Raw genomic sequence first — 16,038 nt, 5'->3', positions numbered from 1 at the left:
TTTAATTTTATAACCACTAACTTAATCTCGGGAATATAAATATTCCGTAAACTGGGCCTGCATGGGCTCCAATTACTGCTCCAATTTCTCTATTTAATATTAATGAACTTACTTTTGGATTATTTTCCACTTCTGAATAAATTCTTACTACATTTTCAAGTTCTGTTGGAGTTCCTCCCCAGCCACTCATAAGAACGACACTTTGTTTTTTACTTTCACGCTCAATGTATTTTTCAATGTATTTTTGTGCATTGCGTTCACCTAGAACTTTTTTCTCAACAGTAACTTCTCCTTGATTTATTGTAAGAATAGGCTTCATATTTAATGCACCTGCGATTGTTGAACTTGCCTTTCCGATTCTTCCACCTTTTTCAAGATATTTCAAGTCTGGAATAATCATAAGAAGTTTTCCTTTGTTTCTAAAGTTGTTTACCCAGTTGATGATTTCAGTAAAGCTTTCACCCCTTATAGATTTTCCTGCAGCACCTAATACAAGGAATCCCTGCAGCAATGAAGCTCCTAAACTGTCAATCAGTTCGATGTCGTTTTCTCTATTTGTCAAGCTTCTTCCAACTTTAGCGGCTTGTATTGTCCCACTTAGTTTTGAAGATGGATGGATTGAGATAATTTTTTTGTATCCTTTTTCAAATAGTTTGTTGTAGGCATTTAAAAAGTCTTGTGGTGATGGCTGTGATGTTTTTATTGTTGCATCATTCTCAAGCATTTCGTGCCAAAATTCAGATTTTGTAATTTCTATTCCGTCTCTATAAAGTTCACCATTTATATCAATTTTCAAAGGTACAATTTTTATTGGTAGCCCTTCAATATCTTCGTATGTCAAGTCTGATACAGAATCTGTCAGAATAGCTATTTCAGGCATATTAGGGTCTTTATTTTCAATATATAGGTAATAATAGTAATTTTCCTGATTTCCATTAATAATAGCAGTCTTTATTCCAGATAGTTTTTCTTCAATATTTTTTTGTGATTCTTCATCTTTTTCATTTCCACTTACTACAACAGCTGTTATTGTATTTTTAGTTACTAAATCAGCTAATATTGTGTCTGTAATATCCTTTAATGATTTTTTTGCATATTTTATTTTTCCATTTACAAGTGCTATAAAATCATCTTTTGTTATTGTCAAGTCTTCTACTCTTGTATCTCTTACAGCTTTTGTAATTTCCACAGAATAGTTTCTTGCAGCAGATTCTTTTACTTCATCGATGTCATTTTCCTTGTTTTTTAAGAAATAATATCCATCAAGCATTGTCTTGGTATCTAGAACCATTACTGTTTTTTGAGATTTTTCGGCTGCCATTTTAGCTGTTGTAATGACATTTTTATTATTTGGCAAGACATAAATGTTTTCTTTTTCAGTTTTGTCAATTGCATTTAATATTTCCTGAACGCTTGGATTTTTACTTTGCCCTCCAAGAATTACAACATCTGCACCGATTTTTAAAAATTCATCCTTTAAGTTTTCAGAATCAGCCAAAATTACAAATGCAGATTTTGTTTTATCAATTTTTGGATTTACAAAGATTTTAGCCTCATCCCGTTCACTAAAAATTTGAAGATTATCGTGTTGCAGTTTCATATTTTCTATCTTCATTTTTTCAAGAGGCCCATATTCAAGCGCTATTTCCATTGCTTTTCCAGGATGGTTGGTATGAATGTGAGTCTTGAACTTTTTGGAAGTTTGTGCAAATACTGCAGAATCTCCTAATTCAAGCACACGCTTTTTGTATTCTTCCGTGTCAAAGTCTCCGTTTAGGATAATGTATTCTGTACAATATTGAAAATGTATGCTTTCAGGATCGTGATCAATATTTGCTATTGTCTTGTCAAATTCATTTTCTTTAACTTGAGCCTTTTGTAATTCAACTAGCAGATTCAGTTCTGTTGCAACTTTATAGAATCCTTCAAAAAAGAAGAACAGTCCCTTTCCTCCAGCATCAACTACTCCAGCCTCTTTTAATTTTGGCAGTAGTTCAGGCGTTTCTTCTACCGCTTTTTCTCCAGCCACAACAATTTCTCTTAGAAATTCTACTAAATCTTCAAATTTATCTGCACATTCCATAGCTTTTTCAGAAATTTTTCTAATAACTGTCAAAATTGTTCCTTCTATAGGTTCACTTACAGCGCTATAAGCAGTTTCCTTAGCACTCAAAAGAGCTTCTGCAACATCTTTTGGAAGTAATTTAACTTTATCTCCAATACCTTTTAAAAATCCTGTAATTACTTGTGATAAAATTGTACCAGAATTTCCTCTAGCTCCCATTAATACAGCCTCTTCAACTACTTCTATTAATTCAGGCATTTTTATTTTATCGTCTGTTTTTTCTTCCAGATCATTTATCATTGAATTTAATGTCATTGACATATTGCTTCCTGTATCTCCGTCGGGCACAGGATAAACATTTAGTTCGTTTAATAGCTCCTCATGTTTTGTAACCCATTTTCCTCCGCCAATGAATACTAGTTTTAGTCTCTTGGCATCTAGATATTTTATTGCCATTATTTCCTCCTAAAAAATAATTTTTTATATTTTTTGATTAAATTTTTTCTTTTATATTATTTGACATTTGCCAAAAATTTTTGAAATAAATTTTCTCTTTTTAAAATAGTTTCTATGAACTCCCTTACAGCTCCTTCTCCACCATTTTTTGTTGAAACAAAGTCAGCGATTATTTTTGCTTCATTTACTCCATCTAACGGTGTCCCTGAAAAACCGGATTTTTTCATGATTTTTATATCATTGAGATCATCACCCATATAGGCGATTTCTTCTTTTTGAAGACCTGATATTTGCATTATTTCATCTAAAATAGCAGTTTTTTCTGAAATACCTTGATACAAGTATTTTATGTTTAATTTTTCGGCACGTTTTTTTAATAGTTCTGATTCTGCACCTGTAATAATTCCAAATTCAATGCCTAATTTTTGTGCATTTAAAATAGCGTAACCATCTTTTACATTGAATTTCTTTAATTCTTCTCCGCTATTTCCAAGGTAGATACCACCATCAGTAAGTGTTCCGTCTACATCAAGTAAAATTAATTTTATCATTTTCTCTCCATTTTTTATTTTACAGTTTACTAGTATTATACCATAATATATGCTTATTGTTCAAATTTATTTTGTAAAAATCAAGCTGAAAATTATTAAACAAAAAGTGTTAATGAATTATTTTGGAGTATGGCTGTAAATTTTGACTATTAAGCTGATTTGAAGAATGATGCAATTTTTACTTCATAATAGTATTATTTCTTTATAACAAATTTAATCTTTCGTAGAATATTCTTTTAATTATTTTTTTATGAAGGTCATTGACTTTCGCCAAAAATGTGGGATAATATTAATGTAGGGAGAAAATAATGTTGAATATTATAGACGATTATTATATAGAAAAATAAAAAAATCAATTATAAAGTTGCGATTTTTTAAAGTTAAGATTAGATTTTTTATGTTAACTATTCCAAGTAGAATCATTATAAATTTAATGTTACCCTCCAAAATTCAAAATCAAGATATTTAAAATTAATATTATTTTGTCTTTCCCTACTTAGATGTAGGGATTTTTTGTTTTTGAGTCTATAAAAAATCAAGTATTTTTTAATAACGTAATATGCCTTCTAGTCATTTATTTTAAGATTATACTTAAATGTCTTTATATTAAACTAAAGTAATAAAATATTAATCATTAAACCTGAAAATATAATATGCCAAATAAATTTAATCAATAAAATAAAAAAATATTAAAATTTTCTGGAATATGGAGGAAGCGATATGAAAAAATTGACAAAGGATCTTGAGAAATTAGGAATTGTAAATGTGGCGAAAATTTACAGGAATTTAACGCCTTCTGAACTTATTGAGCATGCATTAAGTCGTAAGGAAGGAACACTATCTGAAACAGGAGCTTTAGTTGTAACTACAGGGAAATATACAGGGCGTTCACCTAAAGATAAATATATTGTTGATACCGCTGGTATTCATGATAAGATTGCCTGGGGGAATGTAAATAAGCCTATTGAAAAAGAAAAATTTGATTCTATTTATAACAAGCTGATTGCATATTTGCAAAATCGTGAAATTTTCATATTTGATGGAATGGCAGGAGCGGATCCGACTTGCAGACGAAAATTTAGAATAATAAATGAACGGGCAAGCCAGAACTTATTTATCCATCAATTGCTAATACGCCCAACAGAAGAAGAATTAAACGATTATGGACACGCTGATTTTACAATAATCGCAGCTCCAGGATTTAAATGCAATGCTAAAATCGATGGAATAAATTCATCTGCTGCAATAATTATTGATTATGAAGCAAGAGTTGGTATTATTTGTGGAACAGAGTATTCTGGAGAAATTAAGAAAAGTGTATTTTCCATAATGAACTTTGTAATGCCAGAAATTGATGTACTTCCTATGCACTGTTCTGCTAATATGGATCCAAGAACTGGACATACTGCGGTATTCTTTGGACTTTCTGGAACTGGGAAGACTACACTTTCAACAGATCCTAACCGTAAATTAATTGGAGATGATGAACATGGATGGTCTGATCACAGCATTTTCAACTTTGAGGGAGGGTGCTATGCAAAATGTATAAATCTTGATCCAGAACATGAGCCTGATATTTACAATGCAATAAAATTTGGAAGCCTTGTCGAAAATGTTGTAATGAATCCTAAAACACGTGAATTTGACTTTTATGACAAGAGCTTGACAGAAAATACGAGAGTTGGCTACCCGATTAATCATATAAAAAATGCACAAATTCCAGGGATTGGAGGAATTCCAAGTGTTGTAATATTTCTGACTGCAGATGCATTTGGAGTTTTACCGCCTGTTTCAAGACTTTCAAAAGATGCGGCAATTTACCATTTTGTGACAGGATTTACTTCTAAGCTTGCTGGGACAGAACGTGGAATTACAGAACCGCAGCCTACATTCTCAACTTGCTTTGGAGAACCGTTTATGCCATTAGATCCGTTAGTTTATGCAGAAATGCTAGGTAAAAAAATAGAACTTCACAATACAAAAGTATTTTTAATAAACACAGGATGGTCTGGCGGACCTTATGGTGTTGGAAACCGTATGAACTTAAAATATACAAGGGCAATGGTAACTGCAGCGTTAAATGGAGAACTGGATGAAGTTGAATACAGACACGATGATATTTTCAATCTAGAAATTCCACAATATTGTCCAAATGTTCCAAGTGAACTTCTAAATCCAGTAGATACATGGGCAAATAAAGAAGCATATGGAGCAGCTGCAAGAAAGCTGGCAAAAATGTTTAGAGAAAATTTTGCAACAAAATATCCGAATATGCCAGAACATATTGTAAATGCAGGTCCAATGTATTTTGAATAAATACGTTGATAGACAGTTCAGTAATATTCCAGCAGTTAATATTAACTACTTAATTTTCAGTCAATTTTAAAAGTTTTGGGAGATGCTTAACTGTCTATTTTATAACAATTTTTAAATGTTTACTAAAATATGGAGGTTTTTATGGGAAAGGTAAAAATAACGGAAACATCGTTAAGGGACGGACATCAGTCACTTATGGCGACAAGAATGACTACTGCCGAAATGCTTCCAATAATAGAAACTATGGATAAAGTCGGGTATTATGCAATGGAAGTCTGGGGTGGAGCAACTTATGATGCAGCAATCAGATTTTTGCATGAAGATCCGTGGGAAAGATTAAGAGAAATCAGAAAAAGAGCTAAAAATACAAAACTTCAGATGCTACTAAGAGGACAGAACTTGCTTGGTTATCGGCATTATGCAGATGATATTGTAGATAAATTTGTAGAACTTTCAATAAAAAATGGAATTGATATAATTCGTACATTTGATGCTTTAAATGACACAAGAAATATAAGGCAGGCATCAGAAAGTACAAAAAAATATGGAGGACATAGCCAGCTTGCTATCTGTTATACAATTAGTCCTGTTCATACAATAGAATACTATAAAAAACTGGCTTTGGAAATGCAGAGCATGGGGGCAGATTCTATTGCAATAAAGGATATGTCGGGAATTTTACTTCCAAATGTGGCTTACGAACTTGTAAGTGAACTGAAAGAGATTTTGAATATACCACTTGAATTGCATACTCACGCAACAGCGGGACTAGCCGGAATGAGTACATTAAAAGCTATTGAAGCTGGAGTGGATATTGTGGATACAGCAATTTCACCTTTTGGAAGCGGAACTTCACAGCCACCTACAGAATCGCTTGTTAGAACCTTGCAAGGCTCGAAATATGATACAGGGTTAAATCTTGAACTTTTAAAGGAAGTCGCAGAGTATTTTAAACCTATAAGAAAAAAATATATTGATAACGGAACAATGAATCCAAAGGCTCTTGCAGTAGAGCCAAGCATTGTGGAATATCAGCTTCCTGGCGGAATGCTTTCTAACCTTTTGTCGCAGTTGAAGGCGCAAGGAGCGGAAGATAAATATGAAGATGTGCTTCGTGAAATTCCAAAAGTCCGAAAAGACCTAGGTTATCCGCCTTTAGTAACGCCGATGAGCCAGATGGTTGGGACACAGTCAGTATTTAATGTCTTGACAGGGCAGAGATACAAGATGATTCCAAAGGAAATTAAAGATTATGTAAAAGGAATGTATGGAAAATCACCTGTAAAAATTTCGGATGAAATTAAGGCGGTTATAATTGGAAATGATGAAATATTTACTGGAAGGCCTGCCGATTTACTACAAAATGAATATGACACAATGAAGAATGAAATAGGAAGTCTGGCAAAATCTGATGAAGATGTTCTAACATACGCATGTTTTCCACAGATTGCCAAAGATTACCTGAAGGAAAAGTACGAAGAAAAAAACTCGGAAGAGAAAATTAGTATTCAGAATATTGATGTCGTTTTTTAAAAGTTTTTAGAAATAAAAATTGAAATATAATAGAATAGGCAGTTTAAAAAGAGAGGTGAAAAAAATGAACTTAGATATAGATTACTTCAAGACAAAATTAAAGGAAATAACGGAATGGTATGAAAATACAAGATGGAACAAAAAAGCATTGCTTGAAAAAATATCGGAACTTGATATGGAAATAAATAAGACACGTGATGCAGAAAATCTTATAGATTGGGACAATTTAAGCCATATAGAAGAAAGAATTGTAAGTGATATGGTTCATTTGAGAAATAAAATGAAACTCTCGCAAAAGGAAAAATTTGATAGTTATTACGAAATAAAGTAATATGCAGAAACTGTTTAAATTTAGCAATTTAAAAAATTGAAAGGAATAATTTAAAATATGAAAAGTATTTTATTTGGAAATTCGGCTGTAACTTTTGCAGATGCCATTTATATAACTGTTGTCAGTATGCTGATTGTGTTTTTTATATTATTTTTGATTTCATTTGTATTGTCATTTTTTAAATATTTTTCAGCCTATGAGGAAAAAAATGCAGATATTGAGAATAAAAAAAGAAATGATGGTAAAATTCTGGAAAAGCAGCAAAAATTAGATAGTGAACAAAAATTTAATATGGAAAAAATAAAAGATGAAACTATGCTGGCAGCAATGATGGCAGCTTTGATTGAAGCGGCTGGAGATAACAAGGATAGCCGTATAAGAATAAAAAATATTAGGGAAATAAAATAAAATCTGAAATACAAAGGAGTACAGAAAAAATGATTAAACTGTATAAAATTAGAATCGGAGAAAAAGTTTACGAAGTAGAAGTGGAAGATGTTTCAGAAAAAGAAGGAACTATTGAAACTTCAACCAGTTCAGACAGCAAGCAAGACGTAAGCAAGAATGAAAATCCACCTTTACAAAAGGAAACTGAAGGAAGTGAAGTAATAAAAGCCCCTATGCAAGGACTTATAGTAGATGTGAAAGCAAAAACTGGACAAAAGGTAAAAGCAGGAGATGAAGTCGTGGTATTAGAAGCTATGAAAATGGAAAATCCAATTGTAGCGCCTTGCGATGGAACTATAAGCGAAATTAGAGTGGCAAAGGGTGATACAGTAAATACTGATGATATTTTAGTGGTATTGTCTTAAAATATAAAAATCTAATAAATTACTAAAAACCTTAAAGAAAGGAATGGTTTTCAAATGGAATTACTAAAAATTCTTTATGGAACAACAGGAATATCAATGATAACTGGAAGACAGATTATAATGATAATAATTTCGCTAATTTTGTTGTATCTGGCGATAAAAAAACAATATGAGCCTTATCTATTGCTTCCGATTTCCTTTGGGATGCTGCTCGCAAATCTGCCTGCTGTTGCAAATGAAGGACTTATGGAAAAAGGTGGACTTTTATACTACTTATATCAAGGAGTAAAATTAGGTATTTATCCACCGTTAATATTTTTGGCAATAGGAGCAAGTACTGATTTTGGACCGCTAATTGCAAATCCAAAAAGTCTGCTGCTAGGAGCTGCTGCCCAGCTGGGGATTTTTATAGCGTTTATTGGAGCAATTTTGCTAGGATTGACTGGAAAAGAGGCAGCTTCAATTGGGATTATTGGAGGAGCTGACGGACCTACAGCCATCTACTTGACAACAAAACTGGCACCACATTTACTAGGGTCAATCGCTATCGCAGCCTATTCATATATGGCTTTAGTTCCTGTAATTCAACCTCCAATTATAAAACTTCTGACAACAAAAAAGGAAAGAATGGTGGAAATGACACAGCTCAGATTTGTAAGTCAAAGAGAAAAAATAATTTTTCCAATTGCAGTAACAATTATTGTTATTCTTCTAGTCCCATCATCAGCTCCATTAATCGGAATGTTAATGCTCGGAAATCTTATAAAGGAGGCTGGAGTTGTTTCAAATTTAGTTGAACATGCAAGAGGAGCCTTATTATACTGTATTACAATAGTGCTTGGAATGACTGTTGGAGCAACTGCTGACGGAAAGCATTTTTTGAGTCTGGTAACAATAAAAATTATTATTCTTGGGTTAATTGCATTTTCTTTTGGGACAGTAGGAGGAGTGCTGTTTGGGAAAATAATGTATAAACTGACAAAAGGAAAAGTAAATCCTATGATTGGAGCAGCAGGGGTTTCAGCAGTTCCAATGGCGGCAAGAGTTGTACAGAAACTAGGGCAGGAAGAAAATCCCAAAAACTTTCTGTTAATGCATGCAATGGGACCAAATATAGCAGGTGTAATTGGATCAGCCGTTGCTGCTGGAGTTCTTTTAATAATATTCAGATAAAAAATTATTACTCTCATTAATCTAAAATTTTATACTTAGTGAGAGTGATTTTTTATATGTATTTTAAAATAATTAAAATATAATTTTCGTCAAAAAAAGCCTAGTATAAATAATCCGTCGAAGAATTTTTCTGTGCTGACAAAACTGTTTGAGTGTAGCGAGTTTTTTGTCAGTGCAGAGAAATGTCGTAGACTAGTCATAGGTGGTAGGATTTGCGGCAATGAGCAATCCTACGAAAATAAAAATGAAAAAATATTTATTAATCAAGATATATATAAAATAATAAAAAACAATTTAATTGAATGATTATAAATTAGCTGTTAAACAACTATATTATAAAAAATTATTCTTATTTTAAACGGAGTTTAGGATAAATGGAAAATAGTATTAGAATAAATTTAGGAGAAAAAATGAAAGAAAATATAAATCTATATAAATTTGATGAACTTGATTCAACAAATGATTATTTACGAAGAAATCACAAAAGTCATGAAGAATTTGATGTTATTTCTGCTAGAACACAGACTCATGGGAAGGCACGCAGACAGAATGACTGGGTATCTATGGATGGGATGGCTATCTTTAGCTTTTTCCTGAAGGAAAGGGATGACTGGGAAATTGAGAATTATTTAAAATTACCTTTGATTGCCGGTCTTGCAACAATAAATGGATTAAAGAAAATTGAAAATTTAGAATATAAATTTAAATGGACAAATGATGTTTATTTGAAAAACAAGAAATTATGCGGTATTTTGCTGGAAAAAACAGAAAATGTCTATATTGTTGGAATTGGGATAAATGTGAATAACATATTGCCAGAAAACTTACAAAATAAGGCAATTTCATTGACACAATTAACAAATAAGAAATATCAAATTGATGAAGTTATAAAAATATTGTTTCAGAGTTTCAAATATTATGTAAACAGCTGGAAAATGGATTATGGGAAAATATTTTGGATAAAATAAATAAAATAAACTATCTGAAAGGCAAAAGAATTGAGTTAAAATTTGGAAATGAAGTTGTTTCAGGAATTGCACATAATATTAATAAAGATGGAGAAATCGAAGTTTTAATGGAACAAAATGAGGCTGGAGAAAGGGAAGTTAGGAGTTTTTCGGTTGGGGAGATTTTTGAAAAGATAGTTTATTATTAGACTAAATTATTAAACTTATTTTTATAGAGAATTGACTATGCAAATGACAAATGTTATAATAAACTATATTTTATTTGTACTATTTAGGAGGTATTTATGAAAAAAAATATTTTAAGAAGTTTATTATTATTAGCAATCTTGCTGTTTACTGTTAGTTGTGGCAAGAAAAACGATACAATCAAAATTGTATTTTTACCAAATGAAACTAATGATTCACTGAAAAAATCACGTGAAGAGTTTGCACGGGTTGTGCAGGAAGCAACTGGGAAAAAAGTTGAAATTGTTACAACGACTGACTATAATATTACAGTTGAGAATATTGTTTCTGGACAGTCTCAGATTGCATATATAGGAGCCGAAGCATATTTGAATGCTAGACAGAGAACAAAGGATATTGAGGCTGTGCTTACAAATGCTGGAGAAAGTGGGACATTAGAAGACGCACGTTATTACAGCTTTATTGCAGTTAGAGCAGAAGATGCTAATCAATACCGTTCTGGAGATGGATTTGACTTGAAGAAGTTAAAAGGTAAGTCTATGGGATTTGTTACAAACAGCTCAACATCTGGATTTAAGATACCAGCTAATTTCATTGTGAAAGAATTTGGATTAAAAAATACGGATGAAGTGCTTGGAAATAAAGTATTTTCAAAAGTTATGTTTGGAAATTCGCATCCTGGAGCACAAGTTCTATTATTTAAAGGAGATGTCGATGTTGCAACATTTGCTATTCCAAAATCATTCACAATTTATGAGCTGACTGCTGGAAAAGACTTTAATTCAGGAGCCACATATAAAGTGAAAAAAGGGGCAGTTGCACCATTTGGAGATTATGCTGGAAAAAGCTTTACAGTTATAAAATCAATTCCAGTTTATAACGGTCCAATCGTATTTAATACAAAAACTTTGGTAAAAGAGGATCAGGAAAAAATCAAGAAGGCTCTTTTAGCTAAATCAACAACTGATAATCCACATATTTTCAGTGACAAGAAGAGTAAAGTAAGAGGTCTTTTCTTGAAAGAAAACCCAAATGTTGGATTTGTGGAAACAAATACAGCATGGTATGAAGGAATGAAAAATATAAAGTAATAAAATAGAGGGGGAAAAATGCGTTTAGATAAATTTTTAAAAGTAACAAGAATTATAAAAAGAAGAACAGTGGCAAAAGAATTGGCAGATAATGGGAACATTGCTGTAAACGGAGAGCAGAAAAAATCTTCTTATGATGTAAAAAAAGGCGATATTTTTGACATAAAGTATTTTAACAAGAATATAAAGGTAAAAGTACTGGATCTACCGCCTGAAAGTCTTAAAAAAGAACTTATTGAGGAATATATTGAAATAATTGGATAATTATGAGGAAATATTGTTTTATCTCTTGTTTTTTAGGATAAATAGGGTATAATTATAGTGGAAAATAAATTTATACAAACAAGGAGAAGACTTATGAAAGTAACTGATATTCGTATTAGAATTGGAAAACAAACAGAGAACAATGAGAGATTAAGAGCTTATGCTGACATCACATTTGATGAAAGTTTTGTAATTCATGGATTAAAAATAATTGATGGACAAAACGGATTGTTTGTGGCAATGCCATCAAGAAGAATGCCAAACGGAGAATTTAAGGACATAGTTCATCCAATTAAACCTGAACTTCGTGCTGAAATAACAAAAGTTATTTTGGAAAAATTTGAGCAGGAAAGTGCAGCTCAATCTGAAACTGAATAAAATTTTTTAATAAAAAAGTACACCTAAAATACTAAAATTATATATACATAATAATACTAATATCAGTGGTGTACTTTTCTTTCTTCTTATTTTTTAAAACTTTTCCAAAAATTCATATTAAACTTTTCTTTTCATAACTGGCAAATACAACAAAAATTCTAAAAAAATCATTGTAGAAATCAGAACAATATCATATAACCAGATAGGATTTATAAACTTCACTTGTGGAATAATGTGACTTTTTAAAAACATTGCATTTATTTCCTTAAAGATAAAGTTGTAGATAAACGCATAAAGAAATATAAGAAGTAATGCGATTATTGATTGAATAAATCCTTTTTTTGTAGGTCTTTCATCTAGATACTCATATCCAAAAAAAGCTGTAAATACAATAAGTGCATGCATTATCATAAAAATATAGACATAATAGTTGTCATGATAGTAAATTATCCCGGGCAGAATTAGTGCCAATACTGGCCCAAAAGTTAAATAATAAACTACATTATATAAAAATTTTGTTCTAAAAATTAAATACAATCCTGCAAAAATTGCTGCAAAATTACAAAGATGCACAGGTATAACATTGGTTATAGGTTCATTCTGATACATCAGCCTATAAATCGAATCAACTATTTTAAATGTTAACAAAAAATATCCTAAAAATGTTGAATATTTCTTTATATCTATATTCTTAAAAATTTTGGAATATAGAATAAAAATATGCAAAATAAAATTGAAACAATAAAAGTTTCTATATGAATAGGGCTAAAATAACTAAAAGTCAATAGCGTCTCCTTTCTAAATTTTTCATTTGATTTATTGATTATCTTCTACATTTAAGAAAATTATACTTGCTAAAATTTTTCTGTAAAATTCATTTATTCCATCTGCCAGTTTAAACAGAACTAAAATGACTATTACCATCAGCTCTGAACTAGCGTCTGTTGAATAATTTCCAATTATTACAGCAAATACGAGAAAAATGAAAGATAAAATATAAAAAATTATATTAACAACAATAAAAGGTATAATAATCCTTTTTCTATTTCCATCTAGAAGTTTAAAATTTTCTTCAATAGATTCAAAAAAATTAAGATCTCTAGATAGATAAACTTGTCTGAAATATGAAAAACAGAGTGCAAGCACAATTATAATTATAGAGGATGCCAAGTTGTTGCTCATAATAAGAATACTAAAATTTATTGAAGTCATTATTATACTTAAAACAATGGACTTAAATATTAAATTAGTTTTATCCAGTTCATTTTTCCCTCTAATTTTGCTTATAACACTATTTTGAAATAAACTTAGTATAAACTCAATTGCCACTGTAATTAAAAAACTTGTAATTAGTTCTTCTTTGCTGATTGTTTGAAAGACAATAAAGTTTTTTAATACATATCCATTAATTCCAAACAATACAAAAGCTGGAAATAAAAACTTTTTATGTGTTTTAAATGATTTTATTAATACTTCAAAAGTTCTGCCTTGATATTCAGTTTGTGTTAAATCTTCACTTTTCAATATTTCTCTTAATTCTTCCACTTTTTATTTCTCGCTTCCAAATTTTTATTTAAAATTCTTTAACGCTGTTCACTGCTTCGTTTGAGAAAACATCCAGTCTTTAATGCCAGGTATGCTATAAGCTACTTTCCAAGTTCCTGAATGTTCAGAGCCTGGATTGGCATCTTTTGGCAAGTATGGATTTGTACCTTTCTCAAGTGTTACGTATTTTATGTTTGTTTTTTGAGAAATAACTTTTCTTGCTCCTTCTAAAAACTGTGTATCTGAGTAATCAGCTCTCCAGCTGTCTCTTGCTACAGTTCCACCTCTTTTTATAAGTTCGCTTGTAATTGCGTTCATTCCTGGATAAGCTTTTGAATCTCCAGTTGAAACGGTAATCCATAAATTGTTTTTTGCCATAGGGGCAATTTCTTTTTCATTCCATTGACAAGCAACTAGATATGAAGCGGCAAATAATTCTGGATATTTGTAATTCATAACAATAGCCATCATTCCACCCATTGATTGTCCAGTCGCATAAATTCTTTTATCATCAATACTATATTTTAAAAGTAAATGTTCTCTTATTAAATTGACAGTTGCATCCAAGTCGCTTGTAATATCTCCGTTGTCATTTACCACTTGTCTTGAGTACTGTGGTGCTAACACAAATGCTTCGTGCTTTGCCTGTTCTTCAGGCGTTGCAAATGAGATGGCACCATTTCCTTGTAATAGTGTAGTTTTCGTATCTTCACTTAAAACTCCCATATCGTGCATAAATAACACAAGCGGGTATTTTTTATTTCTGTCGTAATTTTTTGGAATATACAGGTTATACTTTACACTTGTTCCAGTTTTTGGATCTTTATACACAAACTGTTTAAAGTTTTCCACAACTAAATTTTTTGTTTTGTTGTTTTCAAGTATTGCAATGCTTTTTTCTAATTTTTTACCATTTGTAAACAAAATATCTTCTTTTTGTGTTATCTTGGAAGTCGCTTTTTTCATTTGAAACCCAACTTCATTATTTCCTTCTATACGTAAAGAAGCTCCATTATCTTTTGTATTCAGTTCGATAATGACATATTTTCCATCTTTTACGATATTAGTTCTTTCTGGCTGAGTATTTGAATAAACTTTTTCAACAGTTCTGTCAGAAACGGCAAAAGTATCTTTAGTCAGCTGTGAGTTTACTACTTTTTCGTTAAATTCCAGAATAATGTGTGTAACTTGCTGTCCAGTTCCAAAAACTTCAGTTACAGATGTGATACCTCTAATTCCTTTAGGATATTTTATTTTCTCAGTTTTGAACGCAGTAGTTGTTTCTGCTGAAATAAATATCGTTGATAATAACATTCCAAGTACTGTACAAAATAATACTACTTTTTTCATAAACAATTTCTCCTTTTCATTATTGAATAAATAAAAACCTTATATAAATTTTACCATAATTTTTCCATATTTCAAAATGTTTAATAATAAAAAATAAATTTAATCAAATATTTATTCCATCATTTAGTAAGTTCCTTATTTTATTGAAACCTCCTAATGAAACAATGGCATGAACATGAGGGTTCCATTTTCAGGTCCCTGCCAAAAGTATGAATGACAGAAATGAGGCCGTAATGTACAATATCGGAGTCAGTAAAGTAATATCTGGAATGTCCAGAAATTTTGTTTTTTCTTTTTCTTTTCCTGCTGATATTGTGAAAGATGAACTTGAATACCTGGTTAACAGTGGCAGAAAGTTTTGACAGGAGGGATCTGTCATAAAAGAAGAACTTTCTACATTCTTCAGGGATAGTAAAAAGGACATGGCGGTGTTCAATATTGAGAATATGCTTTTGAATCTTTTCACTCCATGTCCTAGAATACTTGTAACTACAAGAAGGACAGAGCTTAGACTTGCAGGTAACAGGGAACAGGTGTGTAACAGGACAGTGAGGACATTTGAACTTGACAAAACCTTTTGAAATATCCCTGCAGGCAAGAAATTTATCAATGGAAAGTTTAATATGTTCAAGGTGACTGTCGCCAATATTATTTTTCTTGCAAAATTTTAAGGAATCTAGTAAAATATTGTTGTTACTGAAAATATATTTCAGTTTATTTTGTGTAATGTTTATCATAAATATATTATACAAAAAAATCAGCCGAATTTCTATTCGGTTTTTTTTATTTTTTTAGATTTTAATACAACAAATCAAGGCACTTCTTTTTATGTTCTTTAGAAATATACATATAAATTTAGTTTTTTATATTTTACTAAATTTAACTAAGTTTATTACTTAATTCTTTATGTAAGGATATTCAATTACCACGCCTTTAAAATTTTGCTTAGTATTTGTTTTTATTAAATTATTTTTCATAGTTAAATTAGGAACGTCGTGATTTTTTTGAAATAAAATTGA

17 protein-coding genes are annotated in these 16,038 nt (G+C 30.9%); 11 read left to right on the top strand and 6 right to left on the bottom strand.

What is annotated here, in order from left to right:
• Positions 1 to 16: 16 nt before the first annotated feature.
• Together FVE75_RS10210 and FVE75_RS10205 are read right to left on the bottom strand one after the other, a co-directional pair.
• Complete coding sequence (locus FVE75_RS10210) at positions 17 to 2,521, bottom strand: DegV family protein (RefSeq protein ID WP_147006324.1); 2,505 nt, start codon at positions 2,519 to 2,521, stop codon at positions 17 to 19.
• Between the two features lie 56 nt (positions 2,522 to 2,577).
• The gene (locus FVE75_RS10205) at positions 2,578 to 3,072 is read right to left on the bottom strand and encodes a KdsC family phosphatase (protein WP_147006323.1); all 495 of its coding nucleotides are present in this window, start codon (positions 3,070 to 3,072) and stop codon (positions 2,578 to 2,580) included.
• Positions 3,073 to 3,792: 720 nt separating this feature from the next.
• On the opposite strand from FVE75_RS10205, the gene pckA reads away from it, so the two are divergent.
• From pckA to spoVG, 11 genes are all read left to right on the top strand, one after another.
• The gene (gene pckA, locus FVE75_RS10200) at positions 3,793 to 5,388 is read left to right on the top strand and encodes a phosphoenolpyruvate carboxykinase (ATP) (RefSeq protein WP_147006322.1); all 1,596 of its coding nucleotides are present in this window, start codon (positions 3,793 to 3,795) and stop codon (positions 5,386 to 5,388) included.
• A gap of 141 nt (positions 5,389 to 5,529) precedes the next feature.
• Complete coding sequence (locus FVE75_RS10195; protein WP_147006321.1) at positions 5,530 to 6,921, top strand: oxaloacetate decarboxylase subunit alpha; 1,392 nt, start codon at positions 5,530 to 5,532, stop codon at positions 6,919 to 6,921.
• Between the two features lie 64 nt (positions 6,922 to 6,985).
• Positions 6,986 to 7,252, top strand: a complete 267-nt coding sequence (locus FVE75_RS10190; RefSeq protein WP_147006320.1) for a hypothetical protein — start codon at positions 6,986 to 6,988, stop codon at positions 7,250 to 7,252.
• A 57-nt stretch (positions 7,253 to 7,309) separates the two neighbouring features.
• Entirely contained in the window at positions 7,310 to 7,660 is a 351-nt protein-coding gene (locus FVE75_RS10185) for an OadG family protein (RefSeq protein ID WP_147006319.1), read from the top strand.
• A gap of 29 nt (positions 7,661 to 7,689) precedes the next feature.
• Entirely contained in the window at positions 7,690 to 8,064 is a 375-nt protein-coding gene (locus FVE75_RS10180) for a biotin/lipoyl-containing protein (protein WP_147006318.1), read from the top strand.
• A gap of 54 nt (positions 8,065 to 8,118) precedes the next feature.
• Positions 8,119 to 9,237 (top strand): sodium ion-translocating decarboxylase subunit beta, encoded by a 1,119-nt coding sequence (locus FVE75_RS10175; protein WP_147006317.1) that lies wholly within the window; start codon positions 8,119 to 8,121, stop codon positions 9,235 to 9,237.
• A 410-nt stretch (positions 9,238 to 9,647) separates the two neighbouring features.
• Positions 9,648 to 10,205 carry a biotin--[acetyl-CoA-carboxylase] ligase gene (locus tag FVE75_RS10170; RefSeq protein ID WP_232052547.1) on the top strand — a complete coding sequence of 186 codons (558 nt, stop codon included), beginning with the start codon at positions 9,648 to 9,650 and terminating at the stop codon, positions 10,203 to 10,205.
• Positions 10,193 to 10,393 carry a hypothetical protein gene (locus FVE75_RS11610; RefSeq protein ID WP_232052546.1) on the top strand — a complete coding sequence of 67 codons (201 nt, stop codon included), beginning with the start codon at positions 10,193 to 10,195 and terminating at the stop codon, positions 10,391 to 10,393. Before FVE75_RS10170 ends, FVE75_RS11610 begins: the two co-directional genes overlap by 13 nt.
• Positions 10,394 to 10,489: 96 nt before the next feature.
• A complete protein-coding gene (locus FVE75_RS10165) occupies positions 10,490 to 11,482 on the top strand; it encodes a phosphate/phosphite/phosphonate ABC transporter substrate-binding protein (RefSeq protein WP_147006316.1) in 993 nt (330 codons plus the stop codon).
• An 18-nt stretch (positions 11,483 to 11,500) separates the two neighbouring features.
• On the top strand, positions 11,501 to 11,746 hold the full coding sequence (locus FVE75_RS10160) for a S4 domain-containing protein (RefSeq protein ID WP_147006315.1): 246 nt from the start codon (positions 11,501 to 11,503) through the stop codon (positions 11,744 to 11,746).
• Positions 11,747 to 11,839: 93 nt separating this feature from the next.
• Entirely contained in the window at positions 11,840 to 12,124 is a 285-nt protein-coding gene (gene spoVG / locus FVE75_RS10155) for a septation regulator SpoVG (protein ID WP_147006314.1), read from the top strand.
• A 117-nt stretch (positions 12,125 to 12,241) separates the two neighbouring features.
• Here spoVG and FVE75_RS10150 read toward each other — a convergent pair whose 3' ends face one another.
• The 4 genes from FVE75_RS10150 to FVE75_RS11875 all read right to left on the bottom strand — a co-directional run bounded on the left by FVE75_RS10150 (position 12,242) and on the right by FVE75_RS11875 (position 15,756).
• Positions 12,242 to 12,850, bottom strand: coding sequence for a YwaF family protein (locus tag FVE75_RS10150; RefSeq protein WP_232052545.1), 609 nt, complete (start codon positions 12,848 to 12,850; stop codon positions 12,242 to 12,244).
• 90 nt (positions 12,851 to 12,940) lie between these two features.
• Positions 12,941 to 13,669 (bottom strand): hypothetical protein, encoded by a 729-nt coding sequence (locus FVE75_RS10145; RefSeq protein WP_147006313.1) that lies wholly within the window; start codon positions 13,667 to 13,669, stop codon positions 12,941 to 12,943.
• Between the two features lie 48 nt (positions 13,670 to 13,717).
• The gene (locus FVE75_RS10140; RefSeq protein WP_147006312.1) at positions 13,718 to 15,019 is read right to left on the bottom strand and encodes an alpha/beta hydrolase-fold protein; all 1,302 of its coding nucleotides are present in this window, start codon (positions 15,017 to 15,019) and stop codon (positions 13,718 to 13,720) included.
• Positions 15,020 to 15,159: 140 nt separating this feature from the next.
• Entirely contained in the window at positions 15,160 to 15,756 is a 597-nt protein-coding gene (locus tag FVE75_RS11875; RefSeq protein WP_408610447.1) for a transposase zinc-binding domain-containing protein, read from the bottom strand.
• Between the last annotated feature and the right edge of the window lie 282 nt (positions 15,757 to 16,038).

The sequence above is a fragment of the Leptotrichia hongkongensis genome, assembly GCF_007990635.1.
Classification (GTDB): domain Bacteria; phylum Fusobacteriota; class Fusobacteriia; order Fusobacteriales; family Leptotrichiaceae; genus Leptotrichia; species Leptotrichia hongkongensis.
This window is presented reverse-complemented; position numbering and strand designations above follow the sequence as displayed.

What these genes read in the sequence shown, in the direction of transcription:
- FVE75_RS10210 (WP_147006324.1), bottom strand. Translation starts at nt 2,521, where the DNA reads ATGGCAATAAAATATCTAGATGCCAAGAGACTAAAACTAGTATTCATT.
- FVE75_RS10205 (WP_147006323.1), bottom strand. Translation starts at nt 3,072, where the DNA reads ATGATAAAATTAATTTTACTTGATGTAGACGGAACACTTACTGATGGT.
- pckA (WP_147006322.1), top strand. Translation starts at nt 3,793, where the DNA reads ATGAAAAAATTGACAAAGGATCTTGAGAAATTAGGAATTGTAAATGTG.
- FVE75_RS10195 (WP_147006321.1), top strand. Translation starts at nt 5,530, where the DNA reads ATGGGAAAGGTAAAAATAACGGAAACATCGTTAAGGGACGGACATCAG.
- FVE75_RS10190 (WP_147006320.1), top strand. Translation starts at nt 6,986, where the DNA reads ATGAACTTAGATATAGATTACTTCAAGACAAAATTAAAGGAAATAACG.
- FVE75_RS10185 (WP_147006319.1), top strand. Translation starts at nt 7,310, where the DNA reads ATGAAAAGTATTTTATTTGGAAATTCGGCTGTAACTTTTGCAGATGCC.
- FVE75_RS10180 (WP_147006318.1), top strand. Translation starts at nt 7,690, where the DNA reads ATGATTAAACTGTATAAAATTAGAATCGGAGAAAAAGTTTACGAAGTA.
- FVE75_RS10175 (WP_147006317.1), top strand. Translation starts at nt 8,119, where the DNA reads ATGGAATTACTAAAAATTCTTTATGGAACAACAGGAATATCAATGATA.
- FVE75_RS10170 (WP_232052547.1), top strand. Translation starts at nt 9,648, where the DNA reads ATGAAAGAAAATATAAATCTATATAAATTTGATGAACTTGATTCAACA.
- FVE75_RS10165 (WP_147006316.1), top strand. Translation starts at nt 10,490, where the DNA reads ATGAAAAAAAATATTTTAAGAAGTTTATTATTATTAGCAATCTTGCTG.
- FVE75_RS10160 (WP_147006315.1), top strand. Translation starts at nt 11,501, where the DNA reads ATGCGTTTAGATAAATTTTTAAAAGTAACAAGAATTATAAAAAGAAGA.
- spoVG (WP_147006314.1), top strand. Translation starts at nt 11,840, where the DNA reads ATGAAAGTAACTGATATTCGTATTAGAATTGGAAAACAAACAGAGAAC.
- FVE75_RS10140 (WP_147006312.1), bottom strand. Translation starts at nt 15,019, where the DNA reads ATGAAAAAAGTAGTATTATTTTGTACAGTACTTGGAATGTTATTATCA.
- FVE75_RS11875 (WP_408610447.1), bottom strand. Translation starts at nt 15,756, where the DNA reads ATGATAAACATTACACAAAATAAACTGAAATATATTTTCAGTAACAAC.